The following is a 17,610-nucleotide window of genomic DNA, read 5'->3' as shown; positions in this document are numbered from 1 at the left end:
TTCGCATCGTGGACGGATCAGCCGCACGCAGGAGTACGGCTGAGTGGGTTCGCCATCACCGCAGCGCGGGGATGGCCGTGCACAGGGGACACCGCCGCTGCCCCAGCGGCTGGAGTGGCTGTACGCCGACCTGCCCATGGCGCGCCCCAACCTCCCGCGACGGCGATGACAGAGCGGCTGGGGAGTCGAGTTCCTTGGCGAGCGCTGTCTGCTGCGGTGGTGTGGGGTGGTCCGAAACCAGCCAGGGCCCAGAACGGCCCCCGCCAGCCCACGAGCTGCCCGGCGAAAGCCCCCAGCGGCACACCGACGACATTGGCGAGCATCGCACCGGCACCCACCACACCCAGAGCGCGGGAACTCACGGCGGGACCCACCCCGCGCGTGGCCACCACATTGGCCACCGCCCAGAACGCCCCCGTCGCCAGCGCCGTCACAAACCGTGCGGCCAACAGCAGCGCGAAACTGGAACCGAGCGCGACGACGACATGCCCGGCCGCGAAGACACCCAGGGCGAGGATCAGCGTCAGCCGCTGGGGCAGCCGCAGCGTCAGCATCGCCATCAACGGCGCCCCGACGATCATCCCGATCGCGAAGACCGTGATCAGCAGTCCAGCTCGCGCCACACTGACCTGCACATCGCCCGCGGTCTCCGGCAGCAGCCCCGCCACCACGAACTCCGTCGTGCCCATCAGGAACGTGCCCAGCGCCAGCACGTAGACGACGGACGGAAGCCGGACAGGCGAACGCTCACGGTCACCGGCGCCTACATCGGCAGCGGCGTGGAGGGCTCCTCCTCGCGTGGTCATGCATCATCTCCGCAGCGATCGAGATCGGGGTGCGCAGACCACAAAACCGCTCCTGCCACCCGCGCGGGAGGCTGCGTTTATAGGGGTACAAGCTCAACCCCCCTGCCCGGGGGTTACGGGCCGTAGCGTGGGAAACATGGAACCCCGCCCCGAAACCACGCCGACAACCGCGCCGACATCCGCGACTTCCTCTCCCGCCGGCGCGCCCAGCTCACCCCAGAGCAGGCCGGCCTGCCCACCAGCGGCCAAAACCGTCCAGCCCAGCCCCGCGACCCCCCGCGCTGAGAATCACCTGGTCGGAGCGGTCACCCCGAGCCGCTTGTAGTACAGCGTCGTCGGCCGCAGCACGCCGGCGGGATCGGCCGCGTAGTCGGGGATGACGCCGGCCCGGGTCCAGCCGGCCGAGCGGTAGAGGCGCTCGGCGGGGCTGTCGGTCTCGGTGTCCAGGTGGAGCAGAGTGATTCCGGCCGCGCGGGCGGCCTCCTCGGCGGTGCCGAGGAGCCGCCGCCCGAGGCCCTGACCGCGGGCGTCCCGGTGCACCATGAGCTTGACCAGCTCCGCGCGGTGGCGGGAGTTGGGCTTGTCGGGGAAGACGAGGCTGACGGTCCCGAGCACGCGCCGGCCGTCGTACGCCGCCCACACCGCCAGGTGTCCCCCGGCCACCGCTGCCGCGCGCTCCTTCCACCAGGCGACGGCCGCCGCGCGGTCCATCGCGGCGAGGAACCCGATGGAGGCGCCGCCGTCCACGGTGTCGACCAGCAGATCGGCCAACTCATCCACGACCTGCGACAGTTGGGGCTCTTCGAGTCGGGTGACGGTCACGGCAGGACCACCGCCAGCACATACCGCGCCGCGTCGGGGCCAGTGCACCGGAACCGCGTCGGCCCCCATACCCGCAGCCGCAGACAGTCCCCGGTGCCGAGGTGGTGCCCGACGTCCTGGGCGGTGACGTCGAGCGCGCCCTCCAGGACCCAGATGTGCTGCTCCAGGCCGGGCACGGGCGGCCGGTCGTAGGCGATGTCGGCACCGGCGGCGAGCCGTCCCTCGACGAGTTCGCCGCGCAGCCCGGGGTGCGGCGGGGACACGGACCGCCGTACGAACCCGGAGGCGCGGTCCTCCCACACCGGCTGCTCGGCGCCCGGCACCAGCAGCGCGGGCTCGGCCTCGACCTCGCTGAGCAGCTGGGACATGGTCCGTCCGTACACCCCGCACAGCCGGTTCAGCAGCGAGGCGGTGGGGCTGATCTCGGCCCGCTCGGCACGGGAGAGGGTGGACCTGCTGACTCCGCTGCGCTCGGCCAACTCGCCCAGGGACCAGCCGTGTTCGGCCCGCAGCTGGGCGAGCCGGAGGCCGAGGCGGGTGTCGAGGCGGGTGCCGACGGGGTCGGGCCCGGGCTCATCATGTCTCACATTCGGGACGCTATCCCACATACGAGAAAGCGCGCCAGCCCTATCCCCCGGCGCCCCCCGCGACGGCTCCGAGGGCGTCCAGCACCGGACGGATCAGGGGGTGCTCCTCCGCTCCCCGCCGTACGGCCGCGAAGACCCGGCGCGTCGGGGCGACCCCGTCCACCGGCCGTACGACCACCCCGGTGAGGTCCATCCCGATCAGGGCCGAACGCGGTACCAACGCCACTCCCGCGTCCGCCGACGCCAGCGCCACCACCGCCCGGAAATCGTCCGAGGAGTGCTCCAGTCGGGGCTGGAATCCGGCGCTCTCGCAGGCGAGGACCACGACGTCATGGCAGGGATTGCCCGGGTAGGGGCCGATCCACGGGTCCTTGGCGAGCTCGGCCAGCGGCACCTCGCCCGCGCCGGCCAGCCGGTGGCTCACCGGCACGACCGCGTCGAAGGGCTCGGCGTACAGGGGCACGTGGGCCAGGCGGGGGTCGTCGGCGGGCGGCGCCCCGCGGTACTCCACGGCGACCGCCACGTCGACCTGCCGGTCCAGCACCATCGGCAGGCTGGCGTCGCCCTCGGCGTCCTGGACGCGGAGGTGGATGCCCGGGGCCGTCGCGGCGAGGCGGGCCACGGCGGGCGCCACGACCAGGGCGATCCCGGTCGCGAAGGAGGCGACGGTGACCGTGCCAGCCGCGCCCGAGCTGTAGGCGGCCAGCTCGGCCTCCGCCCGCTCCAGCTGGGCGAGGACCGCGTTGGTGTGGCTGAGCAGGATCTCGCCGGCCGGAGTCAGCCGTACGCCCTTCGCGCCGCGCTCGACGAGCCGGTGGCCGGTCTCCTGCTCCAGGGCCGTGAGCTGCTGCGAGACGGCGGAGGGGGTGAGATACAGCGCGGCGGCAGCCGCTGTGACCGTGCGGTGGTCGGCCACCGCACGGAGGATGTGGAGCCGCCGCGCTTCGATCATGGGATCGATTATCGCAATACGTCCGGAATACGTCCGGACTGGAGAGCGCCTGAGAAGTCGGTCAGCTCGGCCCGGGCCGCGACGAAGGCGTCGACCGCGCGGTTCACGTCCTCGGTGGAGTGGGCCGCCGAGAGCTGCACCCGGATGCGCGCCTGCCCCTGGGGAACCACCGGGTACGAGAAGCCGATCACGTACACGCCCCGCTCCAGGAGCAGCTCCGCGAGGCGTCCCGCCTTCGCCGCGTCCCCGATCATGACCGGCGCGATGGCGTGATCGCCGGGCAGGACGTCGAAGCCCTCCTCCGTCATCCGGCGCCGGAACAGCGCGGTGTTCTCCCGCAGCCGCACCCGCAGGTCGTCCGCCGACTCCAACAGGTCGAGGACCTTCAGGGAGGCCGCGGCGATCACCGGGGCGAGCGTGTTGGAGAAGAGGTACGGCCGTGAGCGCTGACGCAGGAGCGCGACGATCTCGGCACGGGCGGCCACATAGCCGCCGGAGGCACCGCCGAGCGCCTTGCCGAGGGTGCCCGTGATGATGTCGACGCGGTCCATGACGCCGTGCAGTTCGGGGGTGCCGCGGCCGCCGGGGCCGACGAAGCCGACGGCGTGCGAGTCGTCGACCATGACCATGGCGTCGTAGCGGTCGGCGAGGTCGCAGATGTCCTTCAGGGGCGCGAGGTAACCGTCCATGGAGAAGACACCGTCGGTGACGACCAGCTTCCGATGGGCCCCCGCGGCCTCCTTCAACTGCCGTTCCAGATCGGCAAGATCACGGTTGGCGTAGCGGAAGCGGCGGGCCTTCGACAGCCGGATGCCGTCGATGATCGACGCGTGGTTCAGGGCGTCGGAGATCACCGCGTCCTCGGGGCCCAGCAGGGTCTCGAAGACACCGCCGTTGGCGTCGAAGCAGGAGGAGTACAGGATCGTGTCCTCCTGGCCGAGGAAGGCGGAGAGCCGCGCCTCCAGCTCCTTGTGGACCTCCTGGGTGCCGCAGATGAAGCGGACCGAGGCCATGCCGTAGCCCCAGCGGTCCAGGGCCTCGTGCGCGGCGGCGATCACCTCGGGGTGGTCGGCGAGGCCGAGGTAGTTGTTGGCGCAGAAGTTGAGGACCTCACCCGGGCGGCCGCCCGCGGAGACGTTCACCGTCGCGGACTGCGGGGTGTCGATCACCCGCTCCGGCTTGTGCAGGCCGGCGGCGCGGATCTCGTCGAGGGTGGCGCGCAGGTCGTCGCGCACGGAGTCGAACATCGTCAATCCCTAAGTCGGTTGGTCCGGTCGAGTCAGTTGGTCCAGTCGAGGATGACCTTGCCGCCGCGACCGCTCGCCGCGTCGGCGAACGCCGCCTCGAAGTCTCGGTAGCCGTACCGGCCGGTGATCACGGGGGCGAGGTCGAGGCCGCCCTCCAGGAGGACCGACATCGCGTACCAGGTCTCGAACATCTCACGGCCGTAGATGCCCTTGATGGTGATCATGGAGGTGACGATCCGGGCCCAGTCGACCGGGAACTCCGCGGCCGGCAGTCCCAGCATCGCGATCCGGCCGCCGTGCGTCATGTTGGCGATCATGTCGCGCAGGGCCTCGGGCCGACCGGACATCTCCATGCCGATGTCGAAGCCCTCGCGCAGCCCCAACTCCCGCTGCCCGTCGGCGATCTGGGCCTGCGAGACGTTCAGTGCGAGGCTCACTCCGACCTTGCGGGCCAGTTCCAGGCGCTCCTCGCTGACATCGGTGACGACGACGTTGCGAGCGCCCGCGTGCCGCGCGACGGCCGCCGCCATCAGCCCGATCGGCCCGGCGCCGGTGATCAGCACGTCCTCGCCGACCAGCGGGAAGGACAGCGCTGTGTGCACGGCGTTGCCGAACGGGTCGAAGATCGCGGCCACATCGAGGTCCACCGGGACGCGGTGCACCCACACATTGGCGGCGGGCAGCGCGACGTACTCCGCGAAGGCGCCGTCCCGGCCGACGCCCAGCCCGACCGTGGCCCGGCACAGGTGCCGGCGCCCGGCGAGGCAGTTGCGGCACTTGCCGCAGACGAGGTGCCCCTCGCCGCTCACCCGGTCCCCGACCCGGATCTCCGGGACATCGCGCCCGGTCTCCACGACCTCGCCGACGAACTCGTGTCCGAGCACGAGCGGGGTCCGGATCGCCTGCTGGGCCCAGCCGTCCCAGGACCGGATGTGCAGATCGGTGCCGCAGATGCCGGTGCGCAGCACCCTGATCAGTACATCGCCGGGCCCGACGGCCGGCTCCGGGACGTCCGCGAGCCACAGCCCGGGCTCGGCCTTCTCCTTGACCAGCGCCTTCACGGCATGGCTCCTGTGGGTGCGAGGGGTGGAAACGCCCAGCAATCTGCCGTACGGCACGGTCCTGGTCCATCGAGGATTTCTTAAGCGGTGCCACAGCTCCGCTTCACACGCGCCCGGTGCCTGCGGTGAAGGCTTCCCGCACCACATGGTCGTATCAGGTCACACGGTCCCCGATCAGCAGCGAGAATCGACAGAGAAGGCCCGGCCCGCCGCGGTCGGCCCTGAACACTCACTGCCGTACCCGGCCAACCGACGTGGAGACGCTGATGACCACCGCACGGGACCTCGCGATCGTCGCCCTCGATGTGGCCGCCGACAAGCCGGTGGAGCAGGGCGACCTCTCGCTGGCGCTCGCGGGAGCCGAGGTGTTCGACCTCCTCGACGCCCACGCCCTCGCCCTGGACGGCGACCGCATCCTGCCGCAGGCCCAGTCCCCCACGGGCGACCGCCTGTTGGACGAGGCCGCCGACGCGCTCGTACGGCGGGAACCGTACGAGTCGGTCGAGGACTGGCTGTGGCACCGGGGCCGCGGGCTGTCCGCGGCCTACGTCGACGACCTGGAGCGGACGGGGCTGATCACCCGCTCGCGTGGCCGCCGGATCCCGCTGCGGACCGGGAGGACGGAGCTGGTCGAGTCGGCGGCCCGGTGGCAGGCCGAGGAGCGCTGGGCGGCGGGCGAACCCGTCCTCGCCGCCCTGGTGGCCGCCGCCGGGATCGGCGACGAACCGGCCGGGGAACTCGCCGACGAGGCAGCCACCGTGCTGGCCGCGGTCGGGGACGCGGTGATGGAACTGGAGGCAGTACGCCAGCGGAAGGCCATCGAGGACGCCGCGTTCGACAACGTCTGGCGCGGTTACTAGGAGCCGGCGACCGGGACACCTGGCCTTCGATCTGAGCAGTGACCGTAGCCGTGGTCCCGCCGGTCTCGCGAGTCCCGCCAGTCTCGCCCGTCTCGCCCGTCTCGCCCGTCTCGCCCGTCTCGCCCGTCTCGCCCGTCACAGCACCGGGAGCCCGTCGGCCTCCCGTCGTTCCAGCCGCGCGACCAGTTCCGCCGCCGACGACTTGATGGTCTCCAGGCCGGACCGGCCCCAGATCCGCGGCTGGACGTCCGCCGCGCACACCGTGCCGAGGACCATGCCCGTGGAGTCGATGAGCGGAGCGCCCAGATAGGAGCGGATGCCGAACTCGTCGACGACCGGGTTGCCCGCGAAGCGCGGGTAGTCACGGACGTCCTCCAGGACCAACGCCTTGCGGCGGGCGACCACATGGGGGCAGAACCCATGGTCGCGCGCCATATGGCGGCCCACTTCCGGCCTGGCCCTTTCGCCGTCCGCCGGGGGCCGGGCCGCGGGAATCCTCAGACCGGCGAAGAACTGCCGGTTCACGCCGAGAAAGTTGACCATCGCGTACGGCGCCCCCGTGCACTCGGCGAGCCGCTCGGCGAAGGCGTCGAGCGCGGGCTCCGGATGCTCCCCGAGCCCGAGCAGGCGCAGCCGTCGCGTCCGGTCCGGGGCCTCCTTGTCCTCCGGGGTGAGCAGCAGTCGGCCGACCGGGCGCGGTGGGTCGTAGCTCATGGGCGGCCGTCGCTGTAGACGTCGGTCATATGCGGCTCCGTAGCAGTGTGTGCGGGTATCACATGTGGGCACCATGGCTCGGCGCGGGTGCCGGGCTGTGGGCGATGAGATGCCGTACGAGGGTGAGCAGGGTCTGCACACCGGAACTGGAGATCCGGGCGTCGCAGCGCACGATCGGGATCTCCGGCGGGAGGTCGATGGCGGCGCGGACCTCCTCCGGGTCGTAGCGGTACCCCCCGTCGAACTCGTTGATCGCGACGATGAATCCGAGGCCGCGCTGCTCGAAGAAGTCCACGGCCGCGAAGCAGTCCTCCAGTCTGCGGGTGTCGGCGAGGATCACCGCGCCGAGCGCGCCTTCGGAGAGTTCGTCCCACATGAACCAGAACCGCTCCTGTCCGGGCGTGCCGAACAGGTACAGGACGTGTTCCGGGTCGAGGGTGATCCTTCCGAAGTCCATGGCCACCGTCGTCTCGACCTTGTTCTCGATGCCGTCGAGACTGTCGGTCGCGGCGCTGACCGTGGTGAGCAGTTCCTCCGTGCTGAGGGGAGCGATCTCGCTGACCGCGCCCACGAAGGTCGTCTTGCCTACCCCGAACCCTCCCGCCACCAGAATCTTCAGTGCGGTGGGAAAGGGATCAGAGCTGTCGTCGAAGTCCATCGAGCACTGCCTCCAGAAGAGCCCGGTCAGTCGGGTTGTGGGTGAACTCCGGGGGCTTGGTGGTCAGCGCCCCGCAGTCGACTAGGTCGGACAGCAGCACCTTGGTGACCACCGCCGGCAGCTTGAGATGGGCGGCGACCTCGGCGACCGAGACGGGCGCGCGGCACAGGTCGAGCGCCTGCGCGTGCTCGGGGCCGAGGTAGCCGATCGGGGTGGCACCGGTGGCCATCACATGCGAAAGGAGATCGAACGCGATGGACGGCCGGGTGCGGCCGTTGCTGACCGTGAAGGGCCGCACCAGCCGCCCGGCCGCGTCGTCGAGCCAGGGCCCGTCGCCGGCCGCCGCCACGCTCAAGGCCTCATCGCCGGGGATTCGACGGCATGTTGCCGGGGCGCGGTCACCAGGTAGGGGCGCACGCTCTTGACGAGCATCGCCATCTCGTAGCCGAGCACGGCGGCGTCGGCCTCGCGTCCCGCCAGGACGGCGAGACAGGTACCGGAGCCGGCGGTGGTCACGAACAGCAGCGTCGAGTCGAGTTCGACGACGACCTGGCGGACGTCTCCGCCGTCGGCGAAGCGGACGCCCGCGCTGCGGCCGAGGGAGTAGAGGCCGGAGGCCAGGGCCGCCATGTGGTCGGCGCTGTCTCCGTCGAGGCCGTGGACCGACTTCACGAGCCCGTCGCAGGACAGCAGGACCGCGCTGCTGGTGTGCGGCACGCGCTGCACGAGGCCGCTCATCAGCCAGTCGAGGTCGGATACATGGCCGGTCGGCGCTTCGCTCGCCATGGTGGATCGACTCCTTGAGGTACGAAGGTGTGCGGGAGCGCTGGGGGGTGGGGTGAACGCGGGGGTGGTCATCCGGCGGGTGCGCTCCCGTCGTGCCGGTGGGTGGTGCGGTCGTGATCGAGGCCGTGCGCCTCGGCTATGTGGGGCCGCTCCATGGGGGTTACGTCGATGGCGGCGGGTTCGGTCGTGTGTGTGGCGTCCGTGTGGCTCGCATCCAGGTCGATGTCGATGCCGAAGTTGAAGTCGAAGGAGGCGGAAGGGTCGGGGGACGGGGCGGGGCGCAACTCCAGAGGGGTGGACGCCGAGGAGCCGGTGTCGGTGGTGGCCGTACCATCCGGGTCGACCGAACCTGTGGGGCGGGCCGTGGTGTGTGCCGAGTCCATGTGGCCCGCCTCGCCCGTCTCCCTACGCGGCGACGGCAACGACAGCGGTAGCGGCGCAGTGGGTCCAACGCGCTCGGGCTCCAGGTGTTGCTGGGCCTCGGCGAGGTTGATCCCGCGTTGGAAGGCCGCCATCAGCCCCGGGTCGTGGCCGGCGATGTACGCGGCGTCCTGCCGTGGCGCCGGTCCGCCGCGCAGTTGGGGTGCGATGTGCTCCTGGGCGCGGCGGCGGGGCAGTTGGGGCTTACCCATGGTGCCGCGCACGGTCCCGGTACGCGGGGTGGGCGGCGTGGCCACATGCTCCGCGACCAGGTGCCTGTCGTCGGGCCTGATCCCGGGCACGGCCTCGGCGGGGGTGGGCCGTGCCCCACGGGCCCCGCGCACGGGCAGCGGAGCGGGACGTCCCGAACGCGCTCCCTCCGGCCCGCTCCCACGGCCGGACTGCCGATCGGCCACCGCCCCCTTGCCACCGGCCAGGGACCCGCCCCCACCCGCGAGATGCCCTTGCCCGCCCCCACCCGGAACGCTCCCGCCGCCACTGGGTACGGCCGAACCACCGTTCAGATCGGACCCACTGCCACGCACCGGGGAGTCGCCGCCAGACACCTGACCACCGCCACCCGGAACCCCCGAACCGCCGTCCAGAAACGCTCCGCCATCGCGCGCCGAGGAATCGGCGCCGGACACCTGCCCGCCGGCTCCCGGCAAGCGCCCACCCTCATGCGGAACGCTTCCACCGCTGCCCGGCGCCCCCGAGCCGCCGTTCAAGAACGGCCCGCTCGACAGGGAACCGCCGCCGTACACGTGGCCGCCGCCACTCGACACGCCTCCGCCACCATCCGGTGAAGGCCCGCCAGACCCGTCAGGCCCGGCCTCACGCGGCAAGCGCCCGCCCTCATGCGGAACGCCACCGCCGCTGCCCGGCGCCCCCGAGCCGCCGTTCAAGAACGGCCCGCTGCCACTACTCGGCAGGGGATCGCTGCCCCCAGGCCCAGGTCCACGCCCACCACCGCTCGTCACGGCCCCGCCGTGATCCAGCGCAGCCTCTTCGCCGGCCGGTACGCCTCCCCCGCCACCCGGCGCGTGACCCCTCCCGTTCAGTTGGGGCCCACGGTCATTCCGCCCATGCCGGACGCCCTGCCGAACCGCTGCGCCGCTCTCCGCCGTCGGCGCTGCACTGCCGTTCAGACCGGGCTCCGTGCCCCGGGGCTCCCGCCGCCGCGGGTCCGCCCCGGGACGCGGCTCCGCGGGCGCTCCCCGGTGTCGTGCCTCGTGCCCGGTCCGCGCATGGCCGGGACCCTGCGGCGATACGGCCGCTCCCGCCGCCCCACCCGTCCCCGCCGCTTCCGGCTGCTGCGCGCCGATCGCCCCCGGCGCCGAACCCAGCAGCGCCTGCGGTACGACGAGGACGGCCTGGACGCCGCCGTAGATGTTGGTCTGGAGCCGGACATGGATCCCGTGCCGCTTCGCGAGCTGCGAGACCACGAACAGCCCGATGCGCCCGTCCGCCAGCAGACTCGCGACATTGACCTGGTCCGGGTCAGCCAACAGGGCGTTCATCCGGTGCTGTTCGGCGACCGGCATGCCGAGCCCGCGGTCCTCCACCTCGACGGCGAGCCCGGAGGTCACGAGGTTGGCGCGCAGCAGCACTTGGGTGTGCGGCGCCGAGAACACCGTGGCGTTCTCGACCAGTTCGGCCAGCAGATGAATGACGTCGGCGACGGCGTGACCGCGCAGGGTGCCGTCGATCGGCGGCACGAGTTTGACCCGCGAGTACTGCTCGACCTCGGCGATGGCGGAGCGCAGCACCTCGGTCATGGAGACCGGGTTGCTCCACTGCCGACGCGAGACGGCACCGCCGAGGACAGCGAGGTTCTCGGCGTGCCGGCGGATCCGGGTGGCCAGGTGATCGACGTGGAAGAGCCCCTTGAGCAGGTCGGGATCCTCGATCTCGTTCTCCAGCTCGTCGAGGATCGAGATCTCGCGGTGCACCAACGACTGAAGCCGCCGTGCGAGGTTGACGAAGACCTCCAGCTTCTGTTCGCTGCCTGCCTGGCTGGAGAGCTGGGCGGCCTGGACGACGGCGGTGACCGCCCCGTCGTGGGCACGGTCCAGGTCGGCGGCGAGCAGTTCGAAGTCGTCGGCGTCGTCCGGCGGACCGCTGCGCGGGCTGAGCCCCGGCGGGATCTCGCCGCGGCGCAGCCCCTCGACCAGGCCCCGCAGCTCGGCTTCGCGGCGCGCGCTGCTGCGGCGCAACGCGCCGACCCGGTCGCTCACCGTCTTGGCGGCGCGATCGGCCGCCACGGCGGCGATGAGGATGCCCGCGAGGGCCACCGAGACCGCGCCGGCCAGAACGGCCCACAGGATGAGGCCGGGTTGTGCCCCGGTGGAGCGGACGGTGAACAGGACGGCCGCGCAGCCGCTGAGGGCGACCGCGATCGGCGGGAGCACGGCCAGCCGCAGCAGTTGCGGCCGAATGTGCGTCTCAGGCAGCGAGGGGGTGGGGCGGGCGACCTGCCGCCCGTGCCGCCCGCTCTCGCGGCGGTCTGCGCGTGCGGCCGGTGCACGGAGGTGAGACATCGGTGTCCTTGTACTGGTCCGTCGGTCCTGTCGGCCGGAGGGATCCGGGCCGGCCGGCCCGGGTCGGCGGGCTGCGGCGCGTGCCCCTACGGGCGTCGGGGCGGGTTGCCGGGCGGCTCGCGCGGCGGCATGGTCGTCGGTCACCGGCGCGTCGCCTCCCTCCTCCCCGCACCCCGGCTGTGCGCCGCGGGCATGCGTCATGGCGTACCGGTCGAGAGAACCGAAGACTTGAACCCCTCGTCGCCCGGCGGACACTCACAGTAGTCGCCAAGGCATCATGTGCGAGCGGCAGTTGACAAACTCCCCCGCGGAGCATCCCGCTCTGGTATGAGGTTTCGCACGGCAGACCGAAAAGCCGACCGGCCGAGCACCCTCGAACGAGTGAAGACCGATCAGCCCTGGTCAGAACCGCTCACATGCGACCGGCGAGGACTCCTGTCGTACACGCGCCTCGGTCGTCGCCCGGCCCGTTCCTCGGGTACGACGGACTCACGACGGGCTCGGGACGGACTCACCGACACCCTTCCGGAGCCTTGGCCCGAACCTTCCGGACCGTCACTGACCGTGTCGGTCCGCCGCGACCCGCCCGCACAAAGTTGCGACTCCAGTCACCGACTTCTCGACGGGCCTCGCCGATGCCTGCACGCGGCCACCCGTCGCCGGACCTCGCCCGCCGAGGTCCGGACCGTACTGCTCGCCGTGCCTGAAATGTCCGCCGTGCCGCGTTGCGAAGCCGGGGACACCTGCCCGGACCACCGTTGCGGCAACACGGGCAGCGGCACCCACCCGCGCGGACAGACAAGACCCGCGCAAGGCCCCCGCCCCCGCCCCCGACCTCACATCACCGCTCAGCCACGGGCTCCGGCTCCCGCTCCTCCGAAGCCGCAGGCAGCTCGGCCCACCCCCCGACCGGCGCCTTCGCCACCCGCCGCCACCACGGATCGACCACCCGCACCGCCCCCGGCTCGAACGGCTCCCCCGGGCGAGGTGTGGCCATGGCGGCGCCGGCCTTGTGGGACAGCAGCATGGTCTGCTCCGCGGGCTCCGCCCAGGGATGCGTCGCGAGGTTGAACGTGCCCCAGTGGATCGGCAGCAGCACCCCCTCCGCCGCGTCCCCTCCCTGCAGATCCAGATGGGACCGCACAGCCTCTTCTGGTGTCATGTGGATGTCCGGCCAGAACTCCGAGTAGGCGCCGAGCTGGATCATCGTGGCGTCGAAGGGCCCGAAGGCCGCGCCGATGTCCTTGAATCCGTCGAAGTACCCGGTGTCACCGCTGTGGTAGACCCGGTGCTCCTCGCCTGCGACGACCCAGGACGCCCAGAGCGTGTGCTGGGTGTTCCGCAGTCCCCGTCCGCAGAAGTGCCGGGCCGGGGTGGCCGTCAGCGTCAGTCCGGCGACCTGGGTCGACTCGTGCCAGTCCAGCTCACGCACCCGGTCCGCGGACACTCCCCAGTGCTCGAGGTGGGCCCCGACCCCGAGCGGGACGGCGAAGACGGTGTCCGTCCCGGCCAGTTCCTTGATCGTGGGCATGTCCAGGTGGTCGTAGTGGTCGTGGGAGATGACGACCACGTCGACCGGTCCCAGCGCGGTCAGCGGCAGCGGCACGGGGTGCAGCCGCTTGGGGCCCGCGAAGGGGAACGGGGAGCAGCGCTCACCCCAGACGGGATCGAACAGCACCCGCCGCCCGTCGATCTCGGCGAGCACGCTGGAGTGCCCCATCCAGGTGAGTCGCAGCCCGGTGGCCGGGGGCTTGGAGAGGTCGGCGAGCGTCGTGGCATGCACGGGGATCCGGCCTTCCGGAGCCCGCTGCTGTCGGCCGTCGCTGTCGAAGAAGGTCTTGGCGAATTCCACCGCCGAGCCTTCGGGGCGGGTCCGGGCGGTTCCGCCGGGGTTCTGGAAGACACCGTGCTCGAAGTGGGGGGATCTGCGGATGCGCGCCATGCGCTCACCGCTCGGGTCCGCGCCGAAGGCCGCGGGCTGCAGCGCGCGGAGCCCGGAGCTCAGGGGACGGAAGCCGGTCACGGTACCTCCATGTGGACTTGCTGAGGCATCCATTATGGTCCGCCCCTCTGACAGCGCCGGAGTCTGCCCGGTCACACGGATAGGGACGCCGTGGAAGCGGATCACGTTGACAGGGCGCACCCGGATGCCAATACTGACCCCCCGTTCAGTAGCAGCCCGCCCACCCCGGAGCCCGCGTGACCACCCTGACCACCCCCTTGCTGTCGCTCACCTGGAACGACCACGTCACCGGCCGTCAGGGCTTCCTGGTCGTCGACCGGCTGGTGCGGGGTGTCGCCAGTGGCGGCCTGCGGATGCGCCCGGGCTGCACGCTGGACGAGGTCGCCGGGCTCGCCCGCGGCATGACCATGAAGGAGGCCCTGCACTACGACCCCGCGGCACGGTACGTCCCGCTGGGCGGGGCGAAGGGCGGCATCGACTGCGACCCCCGGGACCCGGAGGCGTACGGCCTGCTCGTGCGCTACCTGCGCGCCATGCGGCCGTACGTCGAGAGCTGCTGGACGACCGGCGAGGACCTCGGTCTCAGCCAGGACCTGGTGGACCGGGCGGCCGCGGAGGCGGGCCTGGTCTCCTCGATCCAGGCGGTCTATCCGCTGCTCGACGACGAGGCCGCGGCCCGGCGCCGGCTCGCGGACGCGTTCGCCGTGGAGGTGGACGGCATCGGGCTCGACGAGTTGGCGGGCGGCTGCGGGGTGGCCGAGTCGGCGCTCGCGGCCCTGGACGCGGCCGGAGTGCCGTACACGGGCACGCGCGTGGCCGTGCAGGGTCTCGGGACCATGGGCGGGGCAACGGCCCGCTTCCTCACGCGCGCGGGGCTGACGGTCGTGGCCGTCGCCGACATCAAGGGCACGATCTCCAACCCGGCAGGGCTCGACGTCGAGGCGCTGCTGGCCGCCCGGGACGCCTACGGCACCGTGGACCGCTCCGCCCTGCGCCCCGCCGACCGCGAACTGCCCGGTGAGACCTGGCTGTCGCTCGACGCCGAGATACTCGTGCCCGCGGCGGTCTCGTACGCGATCGACAGCGGCAACCAGGAGCGGATCCGGGCGCGTTGGATCGTCGAGGCGGCCAACATGCCCGTGCTGCCCGCAGCGGAGGCCCTGCTGGCCGCGCGAGGGGTGACCGTACTGCCGGACGTCGTGGTCAACTCCGGGACGAACGCCTGGTGGTGGTGGACCCTGTTCGGCGACATCGGCGCGGACCCGGACGAGGCCTTCGCGCACATACGACGTTCCATGCGCGCTCTGGTCGGGCAGTTGCTGGCGCGCGCGGAGGCGGACGGCACCTCGCCGCGCGCCGCCGCGCACGCACTGGTCGCGGACCGGTTGCCGGTGATCGCGGAGCGGTTCGGCTGGTACCGCTGACCTGGCCCGACAGGCGAGGTGCCGTGGGGGGACGGTTAGGGTGATCCCGTGGCGAGAGTGCGGTTGACAGTGGCGGAGCGGCGCGAGGAGCTGCTGCGGGCCGCCATCGAGCAGATCGAGGCGCGGGGCGTGGCGGCCGTCAGGATCGCCGACGTGGCCTCGGCGCTCGGGGTGAGCAACGCCCTGGTGCTCTATCACTTCTCCACGAAGGAGAAGCTGGTCGCCGCCGCGTTCACCTACGCCGCCGAGGACGACCTGGCCCATCTGCGCAAGCTCCTCGGCCGCCGCACCAGCGCCCTGCGCCGGCTCCGGTCGGCCGTACGCTGGTACGCCCCGACGGGCCAGGCCAAGGGCTGGCGGCTGTGGATCGAGGGCTGGGCGGTGGCCCTGCGCGAACCGGCGCTCCAGGCGGTCACCCGCGACCTCGACCGACGCTGGAAGGCGGCGCTCACGGAGGTGATCGCCGAGGGCGTGGCCGCGGGCGAGTTCCACTGCCCGGACCCGGAGGCCACCGCCCTGCGCCTCACGGCCCTCTTGGACGGCCTGGCCGTCCAACTGACGTCCTACGCGGGCGCGGTGGCCAGGTCCCGAGCCCAGGAGTGGGTGGACGAGGCCCTGGCACGGGAACTGGGACTGGACGGCACGAGGTCCGCGTAGCGGCGGCACGCGGGCCGGGTCGCCCTGGTGGGCGGCCTCACCTCACCGCGGCCGCCGGGCGAGACCCCCTCCCCGGCCGGCACCAGCCCTGGCGCCGCGCACGGCTCACGCCACCGGAGCGATCCGCGTCTTGATGTCGTCCGGCGACAGCACACCCTTGGCCGTCACATGGTCCCCGGAGGACTCGCCCCGCAGCCGACGCCCGATCCACGGCACCAGGAACTCACGGGCCCAGTGCACATCGTCCCGCCGCACGTCCAGCGGCCCGCGCGGGGGCAGCGGCGGCCAGGGCTGGTCGGGATCGGCCGGCACGTCCAGTCCCAGCACCTGTCCCGCACGGAGCGCCACACGCGTGTGCCCCTCAGGGGAGAGATGCAGCCGGTCGCTGTCCCAGGCCCGGCGGTCCTGGATGGTCTTCAGGGACCACAGGTCGAGCACCGGGCACCCGTACCGGTCGGCGACGGCCCGCACATGTCCGTTGTACGTGGCGATCTTGCCGCGCAGATGCTTGAGCACGGGCACACCGCGGGTGTCGAAGCCGGTCGTCACCATGACCGTGCCGCACGCCTTTGTGAGCCTGGCGATCGCCCGCTCGAAGCGCTCGGCGACCTCGTCGGGGTCGGTACCGGGCCGGATGATGTCGTTGCCGCCCGCGCAGAACGACACCAGGTCCGGTGCCAGTGCGACGGCCTGCGGAAGCTGGTCCTCGACGATCTGGTCGAGGAGTTTCCCGCGCACCGCGAGATTGCTGTACCTGAAGTCGCCCTCGGGGCGCCGGTCCGCGAGAAGCACCGCGAACCGGTCGGCCCAGCCGACGAACGCCCCGTCGGGGCCGAGGTCGCCGACGCCCTCGGTGAAGCTGTCCCCCACCGCCACGTACGACCCGATCACTGAGCTGCTGTCATTCTTCGAATCGTCTGCCACAGCCGTTCATGATTCACCTTCGAATGTGACCTACGCGACCGTAGGAAGGACTTGACGGGCGGTGAGATAAGCCACTCCTAAAGTGTTGGCCAAACTAGGAATAGGCACCTCATCAGGAATGTTGACGCTGCGACCGCCACACTCAGACCGCCACACGTACACCGAAGGCCGGACCCGGGGATCGGGGTCCGGCCTTCGGTGGCACAGGAGGGATCGTCAGCCGACGGCGACGCCCTTCGAGCGGAGGTAGGCCACGGGGTCCACGTCGGAGCCGTAGTCCGGCGTGGTGCGGATCTCGAAGTGCAGGTGCGGGCCGGTGACGTTGCCGGTCGCGCCGGAGAGGCCGATCTGCTGGCCCTCGGTCACGGTCTGGCCGGCCGAGACGGAGAGCTGGGACAGGTGGGCGTACTGCGCGTAGTAGCCGTCGTTCAGCTTGATGACGACCTGGTTGCCGTAGGCGCCGCCCCAGCCCGCGGAGACGACCGTGCCCGCGGCCACGGCCTTGAGCGAGGTGCCGGTCGGGACGACGAAGTCGACGCCGGTGTGGTAGCCGCTGGCCCACATGCTGCCCGCGACGCGGTAGCCGGTGCCGATGGTGGCGCCGGTGACCGGGAGGGTGTAGCCGCTGGAGCTGGTGGTGGCGGAGCTCTGGGTGGCGGCCGTGGAGTTCGAGGAGGACTTCTTCGACTCGGCCTTCTCGGTCTTCGCCGACTCGGACTTCTCGGTCTTCGGCGTGCTCGTCCTGGCCTTCTCGCCGATCGAGAGCTTCAGACCGGGGTGGATCAGTGACGGGTCGTCTCCGATCGCCGAGCGGTTGTCCGCGTACAGCTTCTTCCAGCCGCCTCTGACGTTCTGCTCATCGGCGATCTTCGAGAGATAGTCGCCGGCGCGCACCGAATAGGTGTGTACCGTCGAGGCCTTCTTCGCGGCCGTCTTTTCGGCGGACTTCCCGGCGGCCTTCTGTGTGACCGGAAGCGACTGAACGGCCTTTTCCGACACGGACTGCGCAGTGGCGGCGTGCGCGCCGGTGGCCCCCATGAGCGGGAGGGCGAGCGCGGCCCCCCCGGTTCCGGCGACGGCGATCGAGCGGGCGAAGCGCTGGGACTTCGGACGGCGGTGCTTACCCTTCGCGGGCATGACGAATTCCTCTCCGGCGCCTGCGAGGTGAGCTGTCGGGTGCGGGCTGGAG

The 17,610-nt window shown here is 71.9% G+C and carries 17 protein-coding genes; 3 read left to right on the top strand and 14 right to left on the bottom strand.

Features of this window, described 5'->3' with window-relative positions; genetic code table 11:
- Positions 1 to 17: 17 nt before the first annotated feature.
- The 6 genes from ACFVYN_RS37885 to tdh form a co-directional block, all read right to left on the bottom strand.
- Entirely contained in the window at positions 18 to 713 is a 696-nt protein-coding gene (locus ACFVYN_RS37885) for an MFS transporter (RefSeq protein WP_390006801.1), read from the bottom strand.
- A gap of 381 nt (positions 714 to 1,094) precedes the next feature.
- Positions 1,095 to 1,628, bottom strand: a complete 534-nt coding sequence (locus tag ACFVYN_RS37880) for a GNAT family N-acetyltransferase (RefSeq protein ID WP_390006800.1) — start codon at positions 1,626 to 1,628, stop codon at positions 1,095 to 1,097.
- A complete protein-coding gene (locus tag ACFVYN_RS37875; protein ID WP_390006799.1) occupies positions 1,625 to 2,236 on the bottom strand; it encodes a helix-turn-helix domain-containing protein in 612 nt (203 codons plus the stop codon). Before ACFVYN_RS37875 ends, ACFVYN_RS37880 begins: the two co-directional genes overlap by 4 nt.
- A 19-nt stretch (positions 2,237 to 2,255) precedes the next feature.
- Positions 2,256 to 3,167, bottom strand: a complete 912-nt coding sequence (locus ACFVYN_RS37870; protein WP_390006798.1) for a LysR family transcriptional regulator — start codon at positions 3,165 to 3,167, stop codon at positions 2,256 to 2,258.
- An 8-nt stretch (positions 3,168 to 3,175) separates the two neighbouring features.
- Positions 3,176 to 4,414: a glycine C-acetyltransferase gene (locus tag ACFVYN_RS37865; RefSeq protein ID WP_390006797.1), complete on the bottom strand. Its 1,239-nt coding sequence runs from the start codon at positions 4,412 to 4,414 to the stop codon at positions 3,176 to 3,178.
- A 32-nt stretch (positions 4,415 to 4,446) separates the two neighbouring features.
- Entirely contained in the window at positions 4,447 to 5,475 is a 1,029-nt protein-coding gene (gene tdh, locus ACFVYN_RS37860) for an L-threonine 3-dehydrogenase (RefSeq protein ID WP_390006796.1), read from the bottom strand.
- Between the two features lie 266 nt (positions 5,476 to 5,741).
- Here tdh and ACFVYN_RS37855 point away from each other — a divergent pair, with 266 nt between their 5' ends.
- On the top strand, positions 5,742 to 6,335 hold the full coding sequence (locus ACFVYN_RS37855) for a GPP34 family phosphoprotein (RefSeq protein WP_390006795.1): 594 nt from the start codon (positions 5,742 to 5,744) through the stop codon (positions 6,333 to 6,335).
- 135 nt (positions 6,336 to 6,470) lie between these two features.
- On the opposite strand, the gene ACFVYN_RS37850 is transcribed toward ACFVYN_RS37855, so the two are convergent.
- The 6 genes from ACFVYN_RS37850 to ACFVYN_RS37825 all read right to left on the bottom strand — a co-directional run bounded on the left by ACFVYN_RS37850 (position 6,471) and on the right by ACFVYN_RS37825 (position 13,476).
- Entirely contained in the window at positions 6,471 to 7,049 is a 579-nt protein-coding gene (locus ACFVYN_RS37850; protein ID WP_390006794.1) for a GAF domain-containing protein, read from the bottom strand.
- A gap of 58 nt (positions 7,050 to 7,107) precedes the next feature.
- Positions 7,108 to 7,707 (bottom strand): ATP/GTP-binding protein, encoded by a 600-nt coding sequence (locus tag ACFVYN_RS37845; RefSeq protein ID WP_390006793.1) that lies wholly within the window; start codon positions 7,705 to 7,707, stop codon positions 7,108 to 7,110.
- Entirely contained in the window at positions 7,685 to 8,056 is a 372-nt protein-coding gene (locus tag ACFVYN_RS37840) for a DUF742 domain-containing protein (RefSeq protein WP_037716095.1), read from the bottom strand. The genes ACFVYN_RS37845 and ACFVYN_RS37840 overlap by 23 nt, the downstream gene beginning before the upstream one ends.
- A gap of 2 nt (positions 8,057 to 8,058) precedes the next feature.
- Positions 8,059 to 8,493, bottom strand: a complete 435-nt coding sequence (locus tag ACFVYN_RS37835; protein WP_390006792.1) for a roadblock/LC7 domain-containing protein — start codon at positions 8,491 to 8,493, stop codon at positions 8,059 to 8,061.
- 68 nt (positions 8,494 to 8,561) lie between these two features.
- A complete protein-coding gene (locus ACFVYN_RS37830; protein ID WP_390006791.1) occupies positions 8,562 to 11,453 on the bottom strand; it encodes an ATP-binding protein in 2,892 nt (963 codons plus the stop codon).
- 841 nt (positions 11,454 to 12,294) lie between these two features.
- On the bottom strand, positions 12,295 to 13,476 hold the full coding sequence (locus tag ACFVYN_RS37825) for an MBL fold metallo-hydrolase (RefSeq protein WP_390006789.1): 1,182 nt from the start codon (positions 13,474 to 13,476) through the stop codon (positions 12,295 to 12,297).
- A gap of 185 nt (positions 13,477 to 13,661) precedes the next feature.
- Between ACFVYN_RS37825 and ACFVYN_RS37820 the strand changes: the two genes are divergently transcribed.
- Both ACFVYN_RS37820 and ACFVYN_RS37815 read left to right on the top strand, forming a co-directional pair.
- Complete coding sequence (locus ACFVYN_RS37820) at positions 13,662 to 14,840, top strand: Glu/Leu/Phe/Val dehydrogenase dimerization domain-containing protein (RefSeq protein WP_390006817.1); 1,179 nt, start codon at positions 13,662 to 13,664, stop codon at positions 14,838 to 14,840.
- A 69-nt stretch (positions 14,841 to 14,909) separates the two neighbouring features.
- Positions 14,910 to 15,497 (top strand): TetR/AcrR family transcriptional regulator, encoded by a 588-nt coding sequence (locus ACFVYN_RS37815; RefSeq protein ID WP_390006816.1) that lies wholly within the window; start codon positions 14,910 to 14,912, stop codon positions 15,495 to 15,497.
- Positions 15,498 to 15,602: 105 nt separating this feature from the next.
- On the opposite strand, the gene ACFVYN_RS37810 is transcribed toward ACFVYN_RS37815, so the two are convergent.
- Together ACFVYN_RS37810 and ACFVYN_RS37805 are read right to left on the bottom strand one after the other, a co-directional pair.
- A complete protein-coding gene (locus ACFVYN_RS37810) occupies positions 15,603 to 16,388 on the bottom strand; it encodes an SGNH/GDSL hydrolase family protein (RefSeq protein WP_390006788.1) in 786 nt (261 codons plus the stop codon).
- A gap of 249 nt (positions 16,389 to 16,637) precedes the next feature.
- A complete protein-coding gene (locus ACFVYN_RS37805; RefSeq protein WP_390006787.1) occupies positions 16,638 to 17,558 on the bottom strand; it encodes a peptidoglycan DD-metalloendopeptidase family protein in 921 nt (306 codons plus the stop codon).
- Between the last annotated feature and the right edge of the window lie 52 nt (positions 17,559 to 17,610).

This window comes from Streptomyces sp. NPDC058307, from assembly GCF_042880295.1.
Classification (GTDB): domain Bacteria; phylum Actinomycetota; class Actinomycetes; order Streptomycetales; family Streptomycetaceae; genus Streptomyces.
The sequence above is the reverse complement of the archived record's forward strand: the minus strand, read 5'-3'. Positions and strand labels throughout refer to the sequence as shown.